The organism is Anaerostipes sp. CAG:276 (assembly GCF_000432215.1).
Classification (GTDB): Bacteria; Bacillota; Clostridia; order Lachnospirales; family Lachnospiraceae; genus Anaerostipes; species Anaerostipes caccae.
In genome coordinates, this window is the sequence record NZ_FR889181.1 from 33,001 (window position 1) to 51,009 (window position 18,009).

The following is an 18,009-nucleotide window of genomic DNA, read 5'->3' on the forward strand; positions in this document are numbered from 1 at the left end:
CTGCCGTATTCAATCGCCTCTGCGGGACAGCGGCAGATACATGCCATACAGTGTGTGCATCTGTCTTTCCATACAGGTTTTCCTTCTTTTATATCGATATTCTTTAACGGACAAATCCTTTCACACATGCCGCAGGATGTACACCTGTCTGTGGCATAAAACTTTTTTGCGTGTATGACGGCAGGATAATAGATGTCATTCACGATACTGCTGCTTAGTCTGTCTTTTAATGTGACCGCGGGCTGTGCATACGCTTCTCTGTTTTTTATCAGACGGGCCGCTTCGTCCAGTACAGGTTCGGCTTTCGCAATGATCTCCAATGCTTCATTTTGCTCCGGCGCTTCAAAAAGCGCAATATAGTTCTCCGGCATGACCACGGGGATACATCCTTTAAAAGAGAGGCCTTTCTTTGAACACAGTTTCCTGACATATTTGCCCGCGTTTCCTATGCTTCCGCCGCATGTCATGACAAAGTAAATATCTTTGGCGCCCTTTAATTCTGTTTTTGACAGCTATTCCTGTAAAATCCGGGGGATTCTCCATCCATAGGTGGGAGTGACAATGACCCATGGAGTCTCTGAATTTATTTTGCTGCAATCATTTCTTCTTATTTTATGAAAGAGATTTACAGCCTCATCCTGTAATTCTGCTGCAATTCTTTTTGCCGCATATTCGCTGTTGCCTGTTCCTGAAAAATATAAGATCATAATATTTTCTCCTGCCTTTCACCGGCTATATTATGGCTGCTGCATTCGATACTCTCATAAATAAGATTGATCAGTCCGGCTATGGTTTTCCAGCGGGTTTCATCCAGACTGATATAGTAATAATTTTTTGTTCCTTCTTTTCTCATGGCCACAATGTCTGCCTCCTTTAATATTTTCAGATGGTGGGAGACAGACGGCCTGGTTAAATGGGTCTTCCGGGCAATTTCTCCGACACGGATGCCGGATAAGTCACTCTCTAACAGCACCATCAGGATCAGTTGTCTCGTCTCATCTCCGATGGCAGTAAATGCATCTTTGCATTCGCTGAAACCCTGTACAATCTGACTTAATCTTTTTTCACAATCTTTATCCATATCCTGGCCCTTTACATATATTTCACATCTAATGCTTCACGCCGGGCAGAGCGGAGAAATTTTACATCCGGATATCCCAATACCAAAGTCATTGCAGCATGTTTTCCTTTTGGAATTTTCAATGCTTTCCTGATCTTCCCTGAAATGTTTGCGGCAGTCGTAAAGAAGCCGCTGTACAGCACACCAAGTCCATTGGCTTCTGCAATAAATTCCATGTTCTGGGCGGCAAGCAGGCCGTTTGTTTTATCTTTTGCCAATATTACGATGACAATGGGTGCCTGGAAGAAGAAAAAATGATCATGTATCTTGTTATTTCTGGCCATTGGACTGAACAAATCTGCCAGAGGCTTGACTTTTCTGAACAGGCGGACAGCCATCTGCTCCAGTTCCTGCTTTTTTTATTTAGAACGACGAAGGATACGTCCTGCATATTTTTAGCCGTATGGGTAAGCCTCCCTGCTTCCAGAATCTGAGCGATCACAGCATCCGGTATTTTTTTATCTTTAAACCGTCTGACTGTCCTCCTGAACCGAATGACATCCAGGACTTCATCGGGGTTTAGACGCACGGATTTCGTCTGCGGATATTGTTTCGTATGGAAGCCGGTAACTGTGACAGCTTCTTTCGGGCATACCGAGGAACAGTGTCCGCACATCAGACAGTCCTGCAGTAAGATACCGGCTTTCTTGTTTTTCATTATAATATTGTGTTCGGGGCACGTCTTTGCGCATAACCCGCAGCCGATGCATTTTTCGGCATTTATTTTGACTTTATGTTGTGGCGTAGGTTTCTTTCCTTTCGTTAAAGATTATGAACCATTATAGCAAATAAGATACGGATTTCAACATCGGTAAAGAAAGACGTTACCATTGTTTTTGCTGAATTCTCACAGAATTCTCACAGTCTTCTGCTGTTCCTCACATCGGCTTCACAGATTTTTCTTTATAATAAAATCAGAAAGAAAGGAAAGGAGTTTGATAGTTATGTTCAATCATAAAATAGAAAGAGACGGACTGAGTATATTATGTAAAGATGTAAGATATCTCATGGAAAATAAAGAGTACGATATCTGTCAGGAAAGAATTACGGAGGCTATGAAGGTGTATCCGCATGCGCCCCAGCCCCATAATCTGATGGGAATCCTTCTGGAGAAAAACGGGGAGCACGGAAATGCCATGAAACATTTCAGAGCCGCCTGGGCCCTGGACCCGACCTATATACCCGCAAGAAGGAATATGGAACGGTTCTGCAATCTTTATCCGAAAGGCGCATGTGCTTTTGACGAATCAGACTGCCGAAAGGAAGATAAACGGACCAGATATGAGGCGGTCTATGACGAATACGGAGTAGGCCACATGGTTAGGAAAGAACTGGCATGATTCATAGCCTGCCGGTGATTTTCAAGCATGAGTTATTGACTATTATTTCCGTCACGCTTTGAAATGCGTTCCTCCAATAGTGCTAAACAACTATCGTTGGACGGTTCCATTTGTTTAATGAATATTTATCCAGTAGATATTACATCCATTTTGACCAGTTTGGAGGCCTTGCATTCGAAGAGATGTTAGTTTTTCTTCTTTCAGAAAAGGCTCGGAGGTGGTGTGCAAAGCACAGTGAGGCCGCCCCCGCGCCAGCGAGTTCCGAGCGGGCCACCGCAGAGACTTTACTGAAAGTTAGAAAATCTTACATCTCTGAGACAGCAAGACGGAAAACTGGTCAAAATGTCATATATGCTGCTCCGTTATCACTCACTGCGCAAAACAGCGGCTGTCCGAACCCGGGAAAATCTGATATAATAATGATAACAGTCGATGCAGTGTGAAGAGGAAAGGTGGTTATGCTTTTATGGAAACAGTGACACTTTCAAACGGAAAGCAGATGCCGGCGGTCGGGTTCGGAACATGGAAGGCGCCCAGTGACGAGATCACGGTGAATGCAGTAAAGACAGCCGTTGAATGCGGATATACTCATATCGACGCGGCGGCAGCTTACCACAATGAGATCTGGGTGGGCAAAGGAATCAGGGAGAGCGGGATCAAACGGGAAGACTTATTTTTGACAAGCAAACTTTGGAACGATGATCACGGATATGAGTCCACACTGAGGGCATTTGAGAATACGATTACGGATCTTGGCGTGGATTACCTGGACCTGTATCTGATCCACTGGCCGGTGCCTGTAAAGTTCCATGACGATTATATCGAAAAGAACCGGGAGACATGGAAAGCCTTTGAGGAACTCTACAAGGCAGGAAAGGTGAAAGCTATCGGTGTCAGCAACTTTAAGCCCCATCACATCGATGAGATCCTCGAAGTATGCGAGATCCCCCCAATGGTCAATCAGATAGAGTTTCACCCAAGCTGTCTGCAGAAAGAGACCAGGGCATACTGCGAAGAAAAAAATATTATCGTAGAAGCCTACAGCCCTCTGGCGAACGGAAAAGTCTTTCAATGTGAGGAGATCAGAGAAATAGCAGAGCGCTGCGGTGTGAGTGCTGCACAGCTCTGTGTGAAGTATGCACTGCAGCATAATACGGTGCCGCTCGTAAAAAGCGTGACCAGGGAAAGGATTAAGGATAATTTAAAGCTTGACTTTACGATCAGTCCTGAAGATATGAAGATTCTGGATGAGGTTTCCACCTGTGAAGGTTCTTACAGAGACAGCGACCACATTGATTTTTAAAATGATATGAGTTTTTGGTAAGGGAATAATTGAGAATGACTCTCAGTTATTCCCTTGTTTTTTTTGAAAAGGATGATATGATGTTGATAGTTAGTTAAAACTAACCATCGCGCGGTGTAAAAATGAAGCAGGTGTGACATGGGAGAGAAAACCTTATCAGATTTAATCGTAGAGCAATGTGCCCCGACTTTGGCGGGGATGAAATGCGGCAGCTTGTTTAACTACCGTTATCAGGGAACTACGGCTGCAAGACAGGAAATCCGCAGCTGGAATCAACGGCTGAATCCATGCGGGCTGTATCTGGAAGAACTGAAATGGAGAGAAGAGTCGGTGTTGGTTTATGTATACCGTAGAAAAGACCTGGATCAGAGACTCCGGGAGGAAGGAATTGCTGAGCTGCTCTCTGATTTCGGCTATTCCGGAACAGAGGCCGGAGACTGTCTGAGTCATCTGAAAAGCAGGCTTTTGGCAGATGATTTTCCCCATGAGATCGGTGTGTTTTTGGATTATCCGCTGGGGGATGTTCTTGGATTTATTGAGAACAGAGGGATGAACTGCAGGCTCTGCGGAATGTGGAAGGTTTACTGCGATCAATGTGAAGCACTGAAACTATTTAAAAAATATAAAAAATGTAAAGAAGTCTACTGGAAATTGTATCAGCAGGGCAGGGGTATCTTGAAGATGACCGTTGCAGCTTAGAAAGGAGCTATCATGGCAAAAGTATACATCGCATTTTGGAGCGGCACAGGCAATACAGGAATCATGGCGGAGGCCATCGCAGAGGGGGTCACGGCGGCAGGAGGGACTCCGGAATTTGTAGATGTGGAATCAGTCTCTGCGGACACACTGAAAGATGCAAAGGCATTTGCACTCGGCTGCCCGTCAATGGGAGCAGAACAGCTGGAAGAATCGGCAATGGAGCCTTTTGTCGAGGAAGTGGAAGCTTTTGCTTCAGGAAAGCAGATCGCACTTTTCGGCTCCTATGGATGGGGTGACGGAGAATGGATGAGGGACTGGACAGACCGCATGAAATCTGCAGGAGCATCTGTTGTTGACGGAGAGGGACTGATTGCCCATGAAACTCCGGACGACGACGTAAAAGCAGACTGTGTAAGACTTGGAAAAACCCTGGCCCAGCTGGCCCAATAGAAGCGATAACAAGTGCCGGAGCCGGTTTCACCGGCTCCTTTTCAAACAGAGGAGGTTCCTTATGAGTGTTGTGATCATTGGAGGACACGACCGGATGGTCTGTCAATATAAAAGAATCTGCAAAGAGTATAACTGCAAAGCAAAAGTGTTTACTCAGATGAGTGCAAAACTGGGAAAACAGGTAGGAAGTCCTGACTTAGTTGTTCTGTTCACCAATACAGTTTCCCATAAGATGGTGAAATGTGCCCTCTGTGAGGCGAAAAGGAGCAAGGCCAAAATCGTCCGGTCACACAGCAGCAGTGAGGCGGCGCTGGAATCAATCTTAGAACAGTGTTCCTGAGAAAAGGATGCAGGGAGTTGAAGTGGCTTGCCCACTTTGTTCATGAATCCTTACAAGAAGTGTAAGTGTTATTCAGAAGCGTTATTTTGTATAATTAAGTCAGAAAGGCAATCAAGTCTTGTGGCTGATAGAAAGGATACAAAATGACCGGAAAAAAATTAGAAATAGAATCTCTGACAAAGTATTATGGGAAGAAAGAGAATATAACAAAGGCTCTGAATGGAATCAGTTTCCAGGTTGTGGACAGTGAGTTTATCGGTATCATGGGCAGCAGCGGATCGGGAAAGACGACTCTTTTAAACTGCATTTCCACGGCTTCAAACCCAACTGGCGGCAGGATTCTTTTAAAAGGACAGGACATCAGTAAGTTTACCAGAAAAGAGCTGGAAAACTACAGAGGGAGGCAGATGGGATATTTGTTTCAGAACTTTGAACTGATTGACAATATGACTGCGGCAGAAAATATTCTGCTGCCGGCTGCCATCCATAATGCAGGCAGGATGAAGCACCGCCTGAAGGAATTGGCCGTCTGCCTTGATATAGAGGATATTCTTGGAAAGTTTCCTTCGGAACTGTCCGGCGGGCAGAAGCAGCGGGCCGCAGCGGCCAGGGCGCTCTTGTTAAACCCAGAGATTCTGCTGGCGGATGAACCCACAGGGGCACTTGATTCTAAAAATGCCAGGCTGCTGATGCAGAAGCTTTCTGATCTGAACAGGGAGCAGAAGGCCACGATCCTTATGGTGACCCATGATGCCAATGTGGCCAGCTATTGTTCTAGGATCCTTTTTATTCAGGACGGAGTAATTTTTCATCAGCTGAGGAAAAGGGTTCCGGCGGAATCCAGACAGGAGTTCTATGACAGGATCATAGCAGTCATGGCTCAGCTGGGAGGGGGAAGTGCCAATGTTCTTTGAGACCGTCAGAAAAAATAGCAGGAAAAACAGAAAAGAAAACGGGCTGCTGTTTGTATCTCTTATCGTTTCCATTGCTGCATTTTATATTATTCTGTCTCTTGAAAATCAGGATGTGATGGTATTTTTGAAAAAAATGGAGAGCGATGCCGTCCAAAAGCTGCTGCTTCTGATTCCTGTTCTTTATGGGATCTCTCTTTTTTTCCTGTTTTTTCTCGTGTATTTTTCAGACAGATACCGAATGGAGCAGAGGAGCCATGAAATGGGCATCTATCTGATGTTTGGAATGGGTCGGAGGAAATTGTTTGCCATGCTCCTTGCTGAGGATATCTGGAACAGTATCCTGTCGCTTGCCGCAGGTATCCCCATAGCGGTCCTTCTGTCAGAGCTGATCAGTATGATCACGGCAAAAGCGGCGGGGATGGGAATTGTGGGGCATCGTTTTACATTTTCGCTTTCCGCTGCACTGTGGACTGCTGCCGGATATTTTGCCGTCAGGCTTACTGCACTGCTTTTTCAGAGTATAAAGACCGTCCGAAAAGAGATCACACAGCTGCTGTCCCAGTCACAGGATAAGAGGCACAGGGATCACAGGACTTGTTTCACAGCTATACAGCTGGCAGCGGGATTTTTTATGCTGGCAGCGGCCTATCTCCGGGCCCTGAAGGTAAATGCGTGGAGATCACCTGGAGAAATGGCTGTGATTATGGTACTGGGTATCGGCGGGACCTTCCTTATTTTCAGGGGGATAGGAATTGTATTTGATATGTACCTAAAGCAAAAAGACAGCAATAAGGGACTGGCCGTTTTTACATTCCGTCAGATCCAGGAGACGATCGTTCTGAGGCCGGATTCCATAGCGGTGTCCTCTATGCTTATGCTGGCTGCGTTCTGCTGTTTTGGATATGGATGTGCCATCGGCGTAAACTCTGGTCTCAATAACCGTCATGTCATTGACTATACTTTTGAAGGAGAGCCGGGACAGATCAAAAGAGAGCTGAAACAGCTGAATCTGGATGAATTTACAGAGGAATCATTCCAGGTGAAAACAGGTCCGTTTAAGGGGAACAAATCAGAGGGAACTTTTTCCGGAGCGGAACTTTACGAAGCCGTAAAGGCGCAGGAGGACTCTCAGGGCAGAGAAGTTCTTCTAAACAATCTCCAATATTTTGATGAACCCTACCTGATCTCCTTATCCGGATATAACCGAATTCTAAAGCTGAAGGGAGACGAGCCGCTCCGTCTGAAAAGCCGTCAGGCTGCTCTCTATACCAGCAGGGAATATTCAAATGGGGATATCGACAGGACAATGAAGTCTGCGCTGAAAACACGGCCCGCTGTGGAAATGAACCACGAAAGATATGAACTGTCCAAAACATACTGTCAGGAAAACATCGTCACGGACCGTTCGATTACGATCAGCTATGGATTGGTCGTTCCTGATCCGGTATTTGAACAGCTGACAGAAGGGCAGTTTCATTCGTACTGGAATATAAAGCTCAAGGATTCTGTTGTCCGGAAGAAAGGGCTGATGCAAACCATGACAGATATCAACACCCGGCTGGACAAAACTTCCCTAAAGTATGAAAGCTATTTAAAGAGCATGGGCAGGCAGCTGTTTTATACGGCGGCAGCCAGTTATACAACCATTTATCTGGGGGTCATCTTTCTTCTTATCGCAAATACGGTGCTTGGCGTGCAGTTTCTGATGCATCAGCAGCAGACGAAAAAGAGATACCGGACGATTCTTCGTCTCGGATGCCGCTGCAAATATTTGTGCGAGTCTGCCAGGAGACAGATCAGATGGTTCTTCCTTCTGCCCATATCCGCCGCCGCTTTCGGAAGCCTGTTTGGCATTCGGTCCATGGCCTCAGGCTTTGCTGCATCTGACATGCGGGGAAGAGAAGGAATTCTTACAGCGTCAGCAGTGCCTGTAATTCTGCTTGTGTGTGTGATAGAATTAGGATATATTGTGGCCGTCATGAAAATGAGCGACAAACAGATCCTCCGGCAGACAAAGCTTAAGAGGGACGACGGCTGAAAGGCGGATAGCGTGAAAAAGATTGTGATTGCAGAAGATGACGTATTTATGAGGGAAGAACTTGCTTCGATTCTTATGAAGGAGGGCTATGAGACGGACTGTCTTGCGGACTTTTCCGATGCGGCCAGGAAGATTCTCAGTCTGTCTCCTGATCTGGTGCTGCTGGATCTGAATCTTCCGGGAATCACGGGCTTTGAGATATGCAGATCCATCAGGAAGATAAGTACAGTGCCAGTTCTTGTGCTGACCAGCCGGGATCAGTTAAAGGATGAACTGCATGCCCTTAAGCTGGGGGCAGATGAATATCTGACAAAGCCTTGTCACAAAGACAGGCTGACCGCCCGGATTTTAAACCTGCTCCGAAGATATGAGGACAGAGACCGCTTTGCGGAGATTCAGGGAGTCAGGCTGGACCGCCAGACTTTTACGGTGTATATGAATGGACAGTCGGCGGTACTGCCTGAAAATCAGGGAAAGATCATGGAACTGCTTCTGCTGCATGCGGGAGAAACTGTGACAAAATCCATGCTGTCAGAGAGATTATGGGGAACCACAGAGTATATCGATGAAAATGCACTTCAGGTGAACATGACAAGAATAAAGAAAACCATAAGAAAACTTCATATCCCTTATAGAATAGAGACAAGAAGAGGGATAGGGTACTGCCTTACAGAGATCGGAGAAAGCGATGACTGACAGATGGAAGCAGATTTTATTAAAATACAAAGAATGGTTTGTGTTTACCATGGTTCTTTGTCTCGTATTCTGTATGTTTCTCTGGCTCTCAGACATTGGCAGCTTTTATGCCATCCTGCCTTCGGTGATTTTGGCTGCCGTAATCTTATACGTATTTATGGGTCTCTGGCTGGACAGAAGGGACAGGAAAAAAGAAAAGGACTTTATGCGGTTCCTGGAGAAGCCCGGAAGTTCTCCAAATGAGATAGAACTTTTATCTATGAATGACAGGGAAATACAGGCGATGGGACTCATAGGAGAGCGCATTGAAATGCTGGACCATAAGATCCGGGATCAGGAGGCGGATCTTGCGGAGTATGAGGAGTATATTGAATCATGGGCCCATGAGATCAAAACTCCGCTGGCGTTGATGACCTTTGTTCTGGATAACCGAAATGATGAGATGTCTTCTGCTGCTTACAGGAGGCTTGAGTATGTGCAGACCAACATAGAAGAAAATGTCGAGAGAATGCTGTATTACGCAAGGATAAAAAATGTATGTACAGACTATGTATTTGAACAAGTATCTCTTTCTGATATATGCGGGGAAGTGCTTTGCGGATATGAAAATCTGCTGAAGGAACAGAAGATCCGTGTCATAAATGAAGTGGAAGATTTACATGTTCTGTCGGACAAAAAAGGTCTTTCTTTCCTGATCCGTCAGGCAGTGAGCAATTCTTTGAAATATGCCGGGCAGAAAGCAGAAGCATCTTTTTTGAAGCTGTATACAAAGCGTGATGCAGAAAGCGGGGATGTAACACTGGCAGTCAGGGACAATGGAATCGGAGTAAAGCCCTGGGATCTTCCCTTTCTTTTTGAAAAGGGATTTACCGGAGACACAGAGGAAAAGAGAAAGAATTCCACCGGAATGGGACTTTATCTGGCAAAACAGACGGCGGACAGCCTGGGAATACAGATTGAGATCCCGGAGGATTACACAGAAGGATTTGAGATTATATTTCGGTTTTGTAAAGTTTAGGATAAGTGACAGGTAAAAGAGAGCCGCAGACAGTCTGTGAAATTGTCTGCGGCTCATTTTCTATTTCGTCAGCATCTGCATGATCTTGTTGCTGCGTGCGATAAATTTGGTCATCTGGTCTGCAGGGAGCTGTTTGTTGCTCAAAACTGCCAGGTCATACAGCTGTTCGCAGATGATCGGTGTATTCTCTGCGTCCCCGTGTTCAAACAGGTACTGCACCAGCTGGTTGTTGGCATTTAAGGTCAGGGATTCTGCTCCTCCGAACATGGCCGGGTCCATGCCTGCCATGCCGTACATCTTCATCATGTCCTGCATCCGGCGGCTCTCCTCGGATAAGGTAATGACGGCAGATATGTCCTCGTTTTTCAGTTTGTCCACATGGACATCCAGATTCTCTTTTCCGAGAGTCTTTCTAAATAGTTCTGTCAGAGCAGTCGTGATATCGGTGAGATCCTCTTCGGAATCCTCTTTCAGTGCGCCTTCCACATCCGCATCGATCCGTTTGAACGCCAGGTTCTGGCTCTGCTGTTCTAACTGGGAGATAAATGCAGAATCAATATTGTGCTTCAGAATCACGGCATCCAGACCCTGTTCCTTAAACATGTTGATATACTGGCTCTGCTGTACTTCGTCCGTGATGTAGTAGATGGTTGTCTTGTCTTTCTCATCAGCCGGTGCCGGAGCCAGATCACTGAGGGTTAAATATTTCTGGTCCATGTTCTTAAACAGAATATAATCTTTGATCTTTTCTCCGAATTTCTGGTCCTTGATATAGCCGAATTTAATGAACGGGCTGATATCATCCCAGTATTTTTCATAGGTTTCCCGATCAGTCTTACACATGCCGCTCAGTTTATCCGCAACCTTCTTGGAAATATAGTCGGAGATTTTTTTCACAAAGCCGTCGTTCTGGAGCGCACTCCTTGAAACGTTCAGCGGCAGATCCGGACAGTCGATGACACCTTTTAAGAGCATCAGGAATTCAGGGATGACTTCCTTGATGTTGTCGGCGATGAATACCTGGCTGTTGTAGAGCTTGATCGTTCCTTCGATGGAGTCATACTCTGTGTTGATCTGAGGGAAGTATAAAATTCCTTTCAGATTAAACGGATAGTCCATATTCAGGTGAATCCAGAACAGAGGCTCTTTAAAGTCAGCGAATACTTTATGGTAAAATGCCTTGTATTCTTCGTCCGTGCAGTCGTTCGGGTGTTTCATCCAGAGCGGATGAGTATCGCTTAAGGATACCGGGCGCTTATGGATTTTTACCAGATCTTTTGCGGGAGAGACCTCCACCGTTTCTTTCTCACCGTTTTCATTTTCTTTCTCTTCGGTTTTTGCATCCTCATGGATGTGCTCGACAACCACGTCTTCTTCAGTCAGTTCTGATTCGTCGATCGTCTCATATTCCTGTTCTTTGCCCGCATCAGTCAAAAAGATTTCCACAGGCATGAAAGAACAGTATTTTTGAATGACTTCCTCAACTTTTGATTCGTTGGCAAACATCAGGCTGTCTTCATTTAAAAACAGTGTGATCTGAGTTCCGACCTGATCCCGGACGCCGTCTTCGATGTCATATTCTGTACCGCCGTCGCATTCCCAGTGTACCGGGACTGCCCCTTCTTTGTAGGAGAGGCTGTCGATATAAACTTTGTCGGCTACCATAAATGCAGAATAGAAGCCAAGTCCGAAATGTCCGATGATCTGGTCCTGATCTGTCTTATCTTTATATTTCTCTAAAAATTCTGTGGCTCCTGAAAACGCGATCTGTGTGATGTATTCTTCGACTTCTTCAGCCGTCATACCAAGGCCGGTGTCGACGAACTTCATTGTTTTTTCTTTTGCGTCTACGATGACTTCGATTTTTTCTTTGTGGCCTTCCGGAAATTCGTATTCTCCCATGGAGGACAGTTTTCGAAGTTTTGTGATAGCATCGCATCCGTTGGAGATCAATTCCCTGACGAAGATGTCATGATCGGAATACAGCCATTTTTTAATGATTGGAAAAATGTTTTCACTGTTAATTGAAAGGTTACCATGTTTTTGTGCCATGATATACACACTCCTTTGCATTGATTTTCTATTGACAGGTTTAATTTTCAATTCTTCGGCAGAGCAGGAATCTGCCGTTCTGCATAATATTGTAGAGCCACAGAAAGGGAAAGTCAAGAGAAAATTAGCACTCGATTAATATGAGTGCTAACAATTCTGCCGTGAATAGTCCTGATTGATTTGAGCCATCCTAAAAAGAAAAATAAATGAAGGGAGGGATTTTAGTGGATACAATTTGGGAAAAGACTGTGGATATGCCTTCTTTCCCGCCTTTTCAGGGGAGAAAAAAAGTTGAAACTGCAGTGATCGGCGGAGGCATGGCCGGGATTCTGACAGCGTATCTCTTGTCATTGGAGGGTAGAGAGGTTCTCGTTTTGGAGGCAGACAGGATCGGCAGCGGACAGACAAAGGGGACTACGGCAAAAATTACAGTTTCCCATGGTCTTATCTACCAAAAGCTGATCCGTGAAGTCGGAAAGGAACAGGCCAGGCAGTATGCGCTGATGAACCAGGCTGCGGTGAGAAAATACAGGGAGCTGATCAAGGATCATCAGATCGACTGTGATTTTAAAGAGTGTTCCTCCTATTTATATTCCAAATATCAGGAGGAGGCGCTGAAGGAAGAAGTCCGCGCGGCACAGTCATTAGGACTTCCGGCCGATTATACGTCACAGACAGAACTTCCATTTTCCGTGAAAGGGGCGGTCAGGTATACCGGACAGGCCAGATTCCATCCGCTGAAATTCTTAAAAGCAGCGGCGGAAGGGCTGGAGATATATGAACAGACCCTTGTCACAGACGTGGAAGGAAATAAAATTATCATGGACCAGGGAACTGTTGAGGCGGAGAATATCGTCTTTACGACCCATTATCCCATCATGAACCGGCCCGGATATTATTTTCTGCGGATGCATCAGGAAAGGAGCTATGTTCTGGCTCTCACGGGAACCGATCATATAGAAAATATGTATCTGGGAGTCGATCCAAATGACGGCCTGTCGTTCCGGTCTTACGGGCCATATTTATTATTTGGCGGCGGCGGTCACAGGACGGGAGAGAATCTTTTGGGAGGGCAGTATCAGATGCTTGAGTCTAATGCCCGACAGTATTGGGAAAACTGCCGGGTGGAAAGCGCCTGGTCCGCACAGGACTGTATGACCATTGATTCCATTCCGTACATTGGATATTACTCTTTTTCAAAGACGGGATGGTATGTGGCATCAGGATTTAAAAAGTGGGGAATGAGTTCTTCCATGGCATCGGCTCTTTTGATTACAGATTATATTATTGAAAAGAAGAATGCCTTTGCCCATGTTTTTTCACCTCAGAGGCTTCATCTGAAAGCTTCAGCCAAACCGCTGGCAAAAGAGGGGATGGAGACTGCCAGGAACTTTGTGCTGGAGAGAATGAAGATTCCGGATGAAGCGGCAGCGCATCTTAAAAAGGGACAGGGCGGCGTGATCGAATACGAAGGGAAAAAGGCCGGGGGATACAGAGACGAAAAAGGAAGTGTTCACGTGGTTTCTCTGACCTGTCCGCATCTGGGGTGCATCCTTAAATGGAATCCGGAGGAATTAAGCTGGGACTGTCCATGTCATGGTTCCAGATTTGACTATAAAGGAAATTTGATTGACAATCCAGCAAAGGAGGATTTAACACATGAAAAACCCGAATGCATTTCAGGGTACAAAAAGAAAGAATAATTATTTTGAAGGATGGTATTTAAAACACCAGAAAGGGGATCAGATGTTTTCGGTCATACCGGCTTATCATATTGACCGGGAAGGAAATGCATTTTCATCCCTTCAGGTGATTACAAAGGAACAGTCATGGTATTTTTCATGGAAGGCAGAGGCTTTCTGTGGTTCGAAACAGAAGTTTCATGTGGTCCTGGACACGGGAAGAGGAGAGGGTCCAGCAAGCATTTTCTCTGAGCGGGGGATTCTTCTCAATATCCATGAGGAAGGACTGAGCCTTGAGGGGAGGATCATTTATAAAAATATTCATCCTCTTTCTTCCGATATTATGGGGCCGTTCCGGTATGTGCCCGGAATGCAGTGCCGCCATGGAATCATCAGTATGCGGCATCAGCTTTTCGGAGAACTCACTTTGAACGGATATAAAATGAACTTTGATCAGGGGACAGGATACATTGAAAAGGACTGGGGCGGATCTTTTCCGGATGCCTACCTATGGTCCCAGAGCATATTTCCCGACAGCGGAAAGAACAGCCTGATGCTGGCGGCGGCAAAAATACCGATTGCAGGTCTTCATTTCGATGGCGTGCTGGCGGCGCTTCATTTATACGGAAAAGAATATAAGATGGGTACTTACCTGGGCGCTAAGGTAAAGACAGACTGGAAATCCAGAATCATCATCCGTCAGGGAGATTTAAAACTCCGGGCCCAGCTGCTTTCGGGAGAGGGAAATGAGCTTCTTGCGCCGGAACACGGGGCAATGGACCGGAGGATCAGAGAAAGTCTCTGCTGCAGAGTGAGATATACTTTTTGGGACCGGAAACTGAAAGTTCTCGATATGATCACAGACAGGGGAAGTTTTGAACAGAGCATAAAGGAGAAGTCATGAATCCGCATGTCGATGAGATCCTGAGGTTTTATGAGAGGCAGGGAAAGCCCGCGGGACAGGAAGAGATTCTTTCTGCTCTCCGGGAGATCCAGGAGGTGCTGGGATGCATCCCGAAAGCAGTACAGGAAGAAGCTGCCCTGCGGCTTGGAGTCAAGCCGTCCTTTCTGGCCGCGTTCGTAAAAAAGTATCCCGGCTTCAAGGAAGTTTCAGAAAAATATGAGGTTAAGGTCTGCACCGGCCCGTCCTGCGGGGCAGGAAAAGCCCTTGAAATATTGAGGGCTGTGGAAGCTGCCGGTGAGGAGAAAGAACGGGACCAGGGGATCTCCATTAAAATTGTGAAAGGCAGGTGTACCCGGCGATGCGGCAAAGGCCCTAATCTTATAATCAATGGGGTACTTCACCATCACATGACGCCGGACCAGGCGGCCGGGTTAATCCGCCGCCTGTAAGAGTGTTTCCAGGCTTTCTGCGTCAAAGACCGGGGCCTGACATGCTCCTCCCCGACAGAGGTAGCAGGATGTTTTATCAGCAAGAACCGGATATTCTTTCGTGAACGGAGCAATGGCAGCCAGTGTATCTTTGTTTTGTTCTGTTTTGACCAGCACGGTGAAGTCGTTCATCTGAGGTTTGGAGAGCAGTTCCATGAATTTTTTGGGAAGGCTCTCTTTTTTTGTTGTGATGACCAGCTGTCTGGACGGATGAAACTGGGAAGACAGCACGGACAGAGCATAACAGTAAGCAGAAGGATGGACAGACAGCTCGGGGGAAAAATAAGAAAAAGTCTGATCCATGCAGTCTCTGTATATGGATTTTCCGGTTATTTTAGACAGGATAAAGAGTACATGGAGGGCAGCGGAGTTGCCGGAAGGCATGGCGCCGTCATAGAGTTCTTTCGGTTTTAAGATCAGGGCCTCGCTTTCGCTGGAATAGAGGAAAAAACCGCCGTGTTCCCGGTCAAAAAACAGAGAGATCATGAGATCTGCCGCCTGTACCGCCTTTTCAAGATATTCTTCCAGAAATGTAGAGCGGTAGAGGGAAAGCATGGACAGAGAATAAAAAGCATAGTCCTCCAGCTGGCCGTCGTAAGCCGCTTCACCGTCACACCACCGGAGAAACAGACGACCGTCATCTTTCCTTAAATGTTTGTCGAGGAAAGATTCTGCCTTCTGAGCGGCAGCAAGGAACTTCTCCCGCCCGAAGATCCGGGATGCCTTTGTAAGGGCAGAGATCATCAGACAGTTCCAGGAAGTCAGGATCTTTTTGTCTGTGGACAGGCTGGTCCGTTTTTTTCGGTAAAGATAAAGGGTCCTTTTCATCCTTTTCAGACCCTCGTGGTCATTCGGGAATGGAGACTGCTTGAGCAGATTCGGGATGCTTTTGCCTTCAAAATTTCCCCGGTCCGTAATATCATAGAGGGAGCAGAAAAGGCTGCCGTTTTCTTCTCCCAGAACGTGAAGGACTTCATCTCTGGTAAAAGTATAGTATTTTCCTTCTTCTCCTTCGCTGTCAGCGTCCTGGCTGCAGTAAAAGCCTCCATCGGGATGAGAAAGTTCATTCAAGACGCAGGATACGACGGCGTCGGCGATTTCCGGGAAGAGAGGATTCTCACAGCACGCGTAAGCTTCCGCATATGCCTCTAATAACAGTGCGTTGTCATACAGCATTTTCTCAAAATGGGGCACAAGCCAGCGGTCATCGGTAGAATAGCGGGAAAAGCCGCCTCCGATGTGGTCAAAGATCCCTCCCCGGTACATGCGAAGAAGTGTGTGCTCTGCCATAGCCAGGCTGTCTTTGTCACCGCACAGCTTGTATTGCTGAATCAGAAACAGCAGCACTGCCGGAGTCGGAAATTTGGGCGCCGTGCCGAACCCACCGTTGACGTTGTCAAAGGATGCATTAAGATCTGCCAGGGCCTGAGCCGGGACATCTTCTGACAGGGAAACAGTTTCTGACGGTCTTTGGTCTGTATTCAGGTGGTCTGTGATCTCATTTCCGATCTTTAAAAGGCGTTCCCGGTCCTGTTTCCATAAGAGAGAGATCCGGGGCAGCAGGTCCATGAGGCCTGTCAGATGGTATCGGGAAGTCTTAGGCAGATAAGTGGCTGCAAAAAACGGTTTCTGGTCAGGTGTCATAAAAACAGACATGGGCCAGCCTCCGGAACCGGTCATTGCCTGGCAGACAGACATATAGACGGAATCAATGTCCGGGCGTTCTTCCCGGTCTACTTTAATAGAAATAAAATGCTTGTTTAAAAGCTCTGCTACCTCATGGTCTTCGAAAGATTCCTCCTCCATTACATGGCACCAATGACAGGAGGCATAGCCGATACTCAAAAAAACAGGCTTGTCTTCTGCCCTGGCTTTTTCAAAAGCTTCGGAACCCCATGGATACCAGCGCACTGGATTATGAGCGTGCTGGAGCAGATAGGGTGATTTTTCATGGATTAAAAGATTTGGTTCAAAAATAGACATAAAAACTCCTTTCCAAGTAAGTGTGAGTTTTTCTCCACTATCTCCAGTCAGCTCTTGAAATGCTTCCTTATGATAGTGAAGAAAAACTATTGCAGAATGTTGCCTCCTGTTTGAAGAATTCTTTATCCAGCAGACATTATCTCCATTTTCTACATGATTGGAGTGAGGCATTCTAAGAGCCGAACGGAAATCATGTGGAAAATGTGATGCCTTTAGAATATGCAGTTCCTTTTTGTTTCATCCGGCTCAGGTTCTGTTATAATAGAAAGAAGAATAAAGGAGAAAAATTCATGGAATATTTTAAATACGGAGAACAGGAAATCGGGTACTTAAAATCGAGGGACCCGGTCCTGGGACAGGCTATTGACCGGATCGGATTTATAAAAAGAGAGGTTCACACAGAATTGTTTGCGGCGCTTGTGAATTCCATCGTGGGACAGCAGATCTCCACGAAGGCCCAGGAGACAGTCTGGAGGAGGATAAAAGACGGACTTTCGGATGTCACTCCCGAAAAGGTGGGGGAGTGTACAGAAGAAGAACTTCAAAGCTTTGGGATTTCTTTCAGGAAAGCAGGGTACATAAAAGCTGCTGCTGACAGAATTCTGAGCGGCAGTCTGGACCTTGAGGGCCTGAAAGAGGCCGGGGATGAACAGGTCAAGAAGGAGCTTACAAAACTGCCCGGAGTCGGGGTATGGACGGCGGAGATGCTGATGACATTTTCCATGCAGCGGCCGGATATCGTAAGCTATTCTGATCTGGCGATCCAGAGAGGGATGAGAATGCTTTACCATCACAGAACCATTACTCCCAAGTTATTTGCAAAATACGCGGGGCGGTACAGCCCCTATGGAACTGTGGCCAGCCTTTATCTGTGGGCTGTGGCAGGAGGTGCACTCCCGGAACTTAAAGACTATGCGCCGAAGAAAAAGAAATAAAACAACGATTGTAAGATTTTTTTCAGAATTGTATTCAATGAAATCTC

General features: G+C 46.2%; 18 protein-coding genes and 1 pseudogene. 13 read left to right on the forward strand and 6 right to left on the reverse strand.

All coding sequences use genetic code 11. The features are described 5' to 3' along the window. The 4 genes and pseudogenes from QVP35_RS05495 to QVP35_RS16710 form a co-directional block, all read right to left on the reverse strand. Positions 1-707, reverse strand: a pseudogene (locus QVP35_RS05495) (EFR1 family ferrodoxin); the annotation flags it as partial. Beyond that, positions 704-1,081 (reverse strand): ArsR/SmtB family transcription factor, encoded by a 378-nt coding sequence (locus tag QVP35_RS05500; RefSeq protein ID WP_006566574.1) that lies wholly within the window; start codon positions 1,079-1,081, stop codon positions 704-706. The pseudogene QVP35_RS05495 and the gene QVP35_RS05500, both read right to left, overlap by 4 nt. Positions 1,082-1,092: 11 nt before the next feature. Then, a complete protein-coding gene (locus QVP35_RS16705; RefSeq protein WP_022260875.1) occupies positions 1,093-1,458 on the reverse strand; it encodes a nitroreductase family protein in 366 nt (121 codons plus the stop codon). Next, positions 1,341-1,844: a nitroreductase family protein gene (locus QVP35_RS16710; protein WP_330664772.1), complete on the reverse strand. Its 504-nt coding sequence runs from the start codon at positions 1,842-1,844 to the stop codon at positions 1,341-1,343. Before QVP35_RS16710 ends, QVP35_RS16705 begins: the two co-directional genes overlap by 118 nt. A gap of 220 nt (positions 1,845-2,064) precedes the next feature. Between QVP35_RS16710 and QVP35_RS05510 the strand changes: the two genes are divergently transcribed. The 9 genes from QVP35_RS05510 to QVP35_RS05550 all read left to right on the forward strand — a co-directional run bounded on the left by QVP35_RS05510 (position 2,065) and on the right by QVP35_RS05550 (position 9,918). After that, positions 2,065-2,460, forward strand: coding sequence for a hypothetical protein (locus QVP35_RS05510; protein WP_006566572.1), 396 nt, complete (start codon positions 2,065-2,067; stop codon positions 2,458-2,460). A gap of 466 nt (positions 2,461-2,926) precedes the next feature. After that, positions 2,927-3,763, forward strand: a complete 837-nt coding sequence (locus tag QVP35_RS05515) for an aldo/keto reductase (protein ID WP_009289095.1) — start codon at positions 2,927-2,929, stop codon at positions 3,761-3,763. A 138-nt stretch (positions 3,764-3,901) separates the two neighbouring features. After that, entirely contained in the window at positions 3,902-4,462 is a 561-nt protein-coding gene (locus QVP35_RS05520; protein WP_006566569.1) for a DUF3793 family protein, read from the forward strand. A 12-nt stretch (positions 4,463-4,474) separates the two neighbouring features. Then, positions 4,475-4,912, forward strand: a complete 438-nt coding sequence (locus QVP35_RS05525; RefSeq protein WP_009289094.1) for a flavodoxin — start codon at positions 4,475-4,477, stop codon at positions 4,910-4,912. Positions 4,913-4,973: 61 nt separating this feature from the next. Continuing rightward, positions 4,974-5,252 carry a DUF2325 domain-containing protein gene (locus tag QVP35_RS05530; protein ID WP_006566567.1) on the forward strand — a complete coding sequence of 93 codons (279 nt, stop codon included), beginning with the start codon at positions 4,974-4,976 and terminating at the stop codon, positions 5,250-5,252. A gap of 143 nt (positions 5,253-5,395) precedes the next feature. Further along, positions 5,396-6,166, forward strand: coding sequence for an ABC transporter ATP-binding protein (locus tag QVP35_RS05535; protein WP_006566566.1), 771 nt, complete (start codon positions 5,396-5,398; stop codon positions 6,164-6,166). Further along, positions 6,156-8,204, forward strand: a complete 2,049-nt coding sequence (locus QVP35_RS05540) for an ABC transporter permease (RefSeq protein ID WP_009289093.1) — start codon at positions 6,156-6,158, stop codon at positions 8,202-8,204. Before QVP35_RS05535 ends, QVP35_RS05540 begins: the two co-directional genes overlap by 11 nt. Positions 8,205-8,216: 12 nt before the next feature. Next, positions 8,217-8,900, forward strand: a complete 684-nt coding sequence (locus QVP35_RS05545) for a response regulator transcription factor (RefSeq protein WP_009289092.1) — start codon at positions 8,217-8,219, stop codon at positions 8,898-8,900. Next, a complete protein-coding gene (locus QVP35_RS05550; RefSeq protein ID WP_009289091.1) occupies positions 8,893-9,918 on the forward strand; it encodes a sensor histidine kinase in 1,026 nt (341 codons plus the stop codon). The genes QVP35_RS05545 and QVP35_RS05550 overlap by 8 nt, the downstream gene beginning before the upstream one ends. A 60-nt stretch (positions 9,919-9,978) precedes the next feature. Here the strand turns inward: QVP35_RS05550 and htpG are convergent, their stop codons facing one another. Then, the gene (gene htpG, locus QVP35_RS05555; protein WP_006566561.1) at positions 9,979-11,970 is read right to left on the reverse strand and encodes a molecular chaperone HtpG; all 1,992 of its coding nucleotides are present in this window, start codon (positions 11,968-11,970) and stop codon (positions 9,979-9,981) included. 224 nt (positions 11,971-12,194) lie between these two features. Between htpG and QVP35_RS05560 the strand changes: the two genes are divergently transcribed. From QVP35_RS05560 to QVP35_RS05570, 3 genes are read left to right on the forward strand one after another with little or no spacing between them, the layout of a single operon-like run. Next, complete coding sequence (locus tag QVP35_RS05560; protein ID WP_009289089.1) at positions 12,195-13,673, forward strand: FAD-dependent oxidoreductase; 1,479 nt, start codon at positions 12,195-12,197, stop codon at positions 13,671-13,673. After that, complete coding sequence (locus QVP35_RS05565) at positions 13,630-14,556, forward strand: tocopherol cyclase family protein (RefSeq protein ID WP_006566558.1); 927 nt, start codon at positions 13,630-13,632, stop codon at positions 14,554-14,556. The genes QVP35_RS05560 and QVP35_RS05565 overlap by 44 nt, the downstream gene beginning before the upstream one ends. Beyond that, positions 14,553-15,005 carry an NADH-quinone oxidoreductase subunit NuoE family protein gene (locus QVP35_RS05570; protein WP_009289088.1) on the forward strand — a complete coding sequence of 151 codons (453 nt, stop codon included), beginning with the start codon at positions 14,553-14,555 and terminating at the stop codon, positions 15,003-15,005. Before QVP35_RS05565 ends, QVP35_RS05570 begins: the two co-directional genes overlap by 4 nt. Here the strand turns inward: QVP35_RS05570 and QVP35_RS05575 are convergent. Next, entirely contained in the window at positions 14,988-17,027 is a 2,040-nt protein-coding gene (locus tag QVP35_RS05575) for a thioredoxin domain-containing protein (RefSeq protein ID WP_009289087.1), read from the reverse strand. The genes QVP35_RS05570 and QVP35_RS05575 overlap by 18 nt on opposite strands. Before the next feature lie 290 nt (positions 17,028-17,317). Between QVP35_RS05575 and QVP35_RS05580 the strand changes: the two genes are divergently transcribed. Continuing rightward, the gene (locus tag QVP35_RS05580; RefSeq protein ID WP_009289086.1) at positions 17,318-17,962 is read left to right on the forward strand and encodes a DNA-3-methyladenine glycosylase family protein; all 645 of its coding nucleotides are present in this window, start codon (positions 17,318-17,320) and stop codon (positions 17,960-17,962) included. Positions 17,963-18,009: the final 47 nt, after the last annotated feature.

Coding starts and splice junctions, on each gene's coding strand:
- QVP35_RS05500 (WP_006566574.1), bottom strand. CDS start 1,081: ATGGATAAAGATTGTGAAAAAAGATTAAGTCAGATTGTACAGGGTTTC.
- QVP35_RS16705 (WP_022260875.1), bottom strand. CDS start 1,458: ATGGCTGTCCGCCTGTTCAGAAAAGTCAAGCCTCTGGCAGATTTGTTC.
- QVP35_RS05510 (WP_006566572.1), top strand. CDS start 2,065: ATGTTCAATCATAAAATAGAAAGAGACGGACTGAGTATATTATGTAAA.
- QVP35_RS05515 (WP_009289095.1), top strand. CDS start 2,927: ATGGAAACAGTGACACTTTCAAACGGAAAGCAGATGCCGGCGGTCGGG.
- QVP35_RS05520 (WP_006566569.1), top strand. CDS start 3,902: ATGGGAGAGAAAACCTTATCAGATTTAATCGTAGAGCAATGTGCCCCG.
- QVP35_RS05525 (WP_009289094.1), top strand. CDS start 4,475: ATGGCAAAAGTATACATCGCATTTTGGAGCGGCACAGGCAATACAGGA.
- QVP35_RS05530 (WP_006566567.1), top strand. CDS start 4,974: ATGAGTGTTGTGATCATTGGAGGACACGACCGGATGGTCTGTCAATAT.
- QVP35_RS05535 (WP_006566566.1), top strand. CDS start 5,396: ATGACCGGAAAAAAATTAGAAATAGAATCTCTGACAAAGTATTATGGG.
- QVP35_RS05540 (WP_009289093.1), top strand. CDS start 6,156: ATGTTCTTTGAGACCGTCAGAAAAAATAGCAGGAAAAACAGAAAAGAA.
- QVP35_RS05550 (WP_009289091.1), top strand. CDS start 8,893: ATGACTGACAGATGGAAGCAGATTTTATTAAAATACAAAGAATGGTTT.
- htpG (WP_006566561.1), bottom strand. CDS start 11,970: ATGGCACAAAAACATGGTAACCTTTCAATTAACAGTGAAAACATTTTT.
- QVP35_RS05565 (WP_006566558.1), top strand. CDS start 13,630: ATGAAAAACCCGAATGCATTTCAGGGTACAAAAAGAAAGAATAATTAT.
- QVP35_RS05570 (WP_009289088.1), top strand. CDS start 14,553: ATGAATCCGCATGTCGATGAGATCCTGAGGTTTTATGAGAGGCAGGGA.
- QVP35_RS05575 (WP_009289087.1), bottom strand. CDS start 17,027: ATGTCTATTTTTGAACCAAATCTTTTAATCCATGAAAAATCACCCTAT.
- QVP35_RS05580 (WP_009289086.1), top strand. CDS start 17,318: ATGGAATATTTTAAATACGGAGAACAGGAAATCGGGTACTTAAAATCG.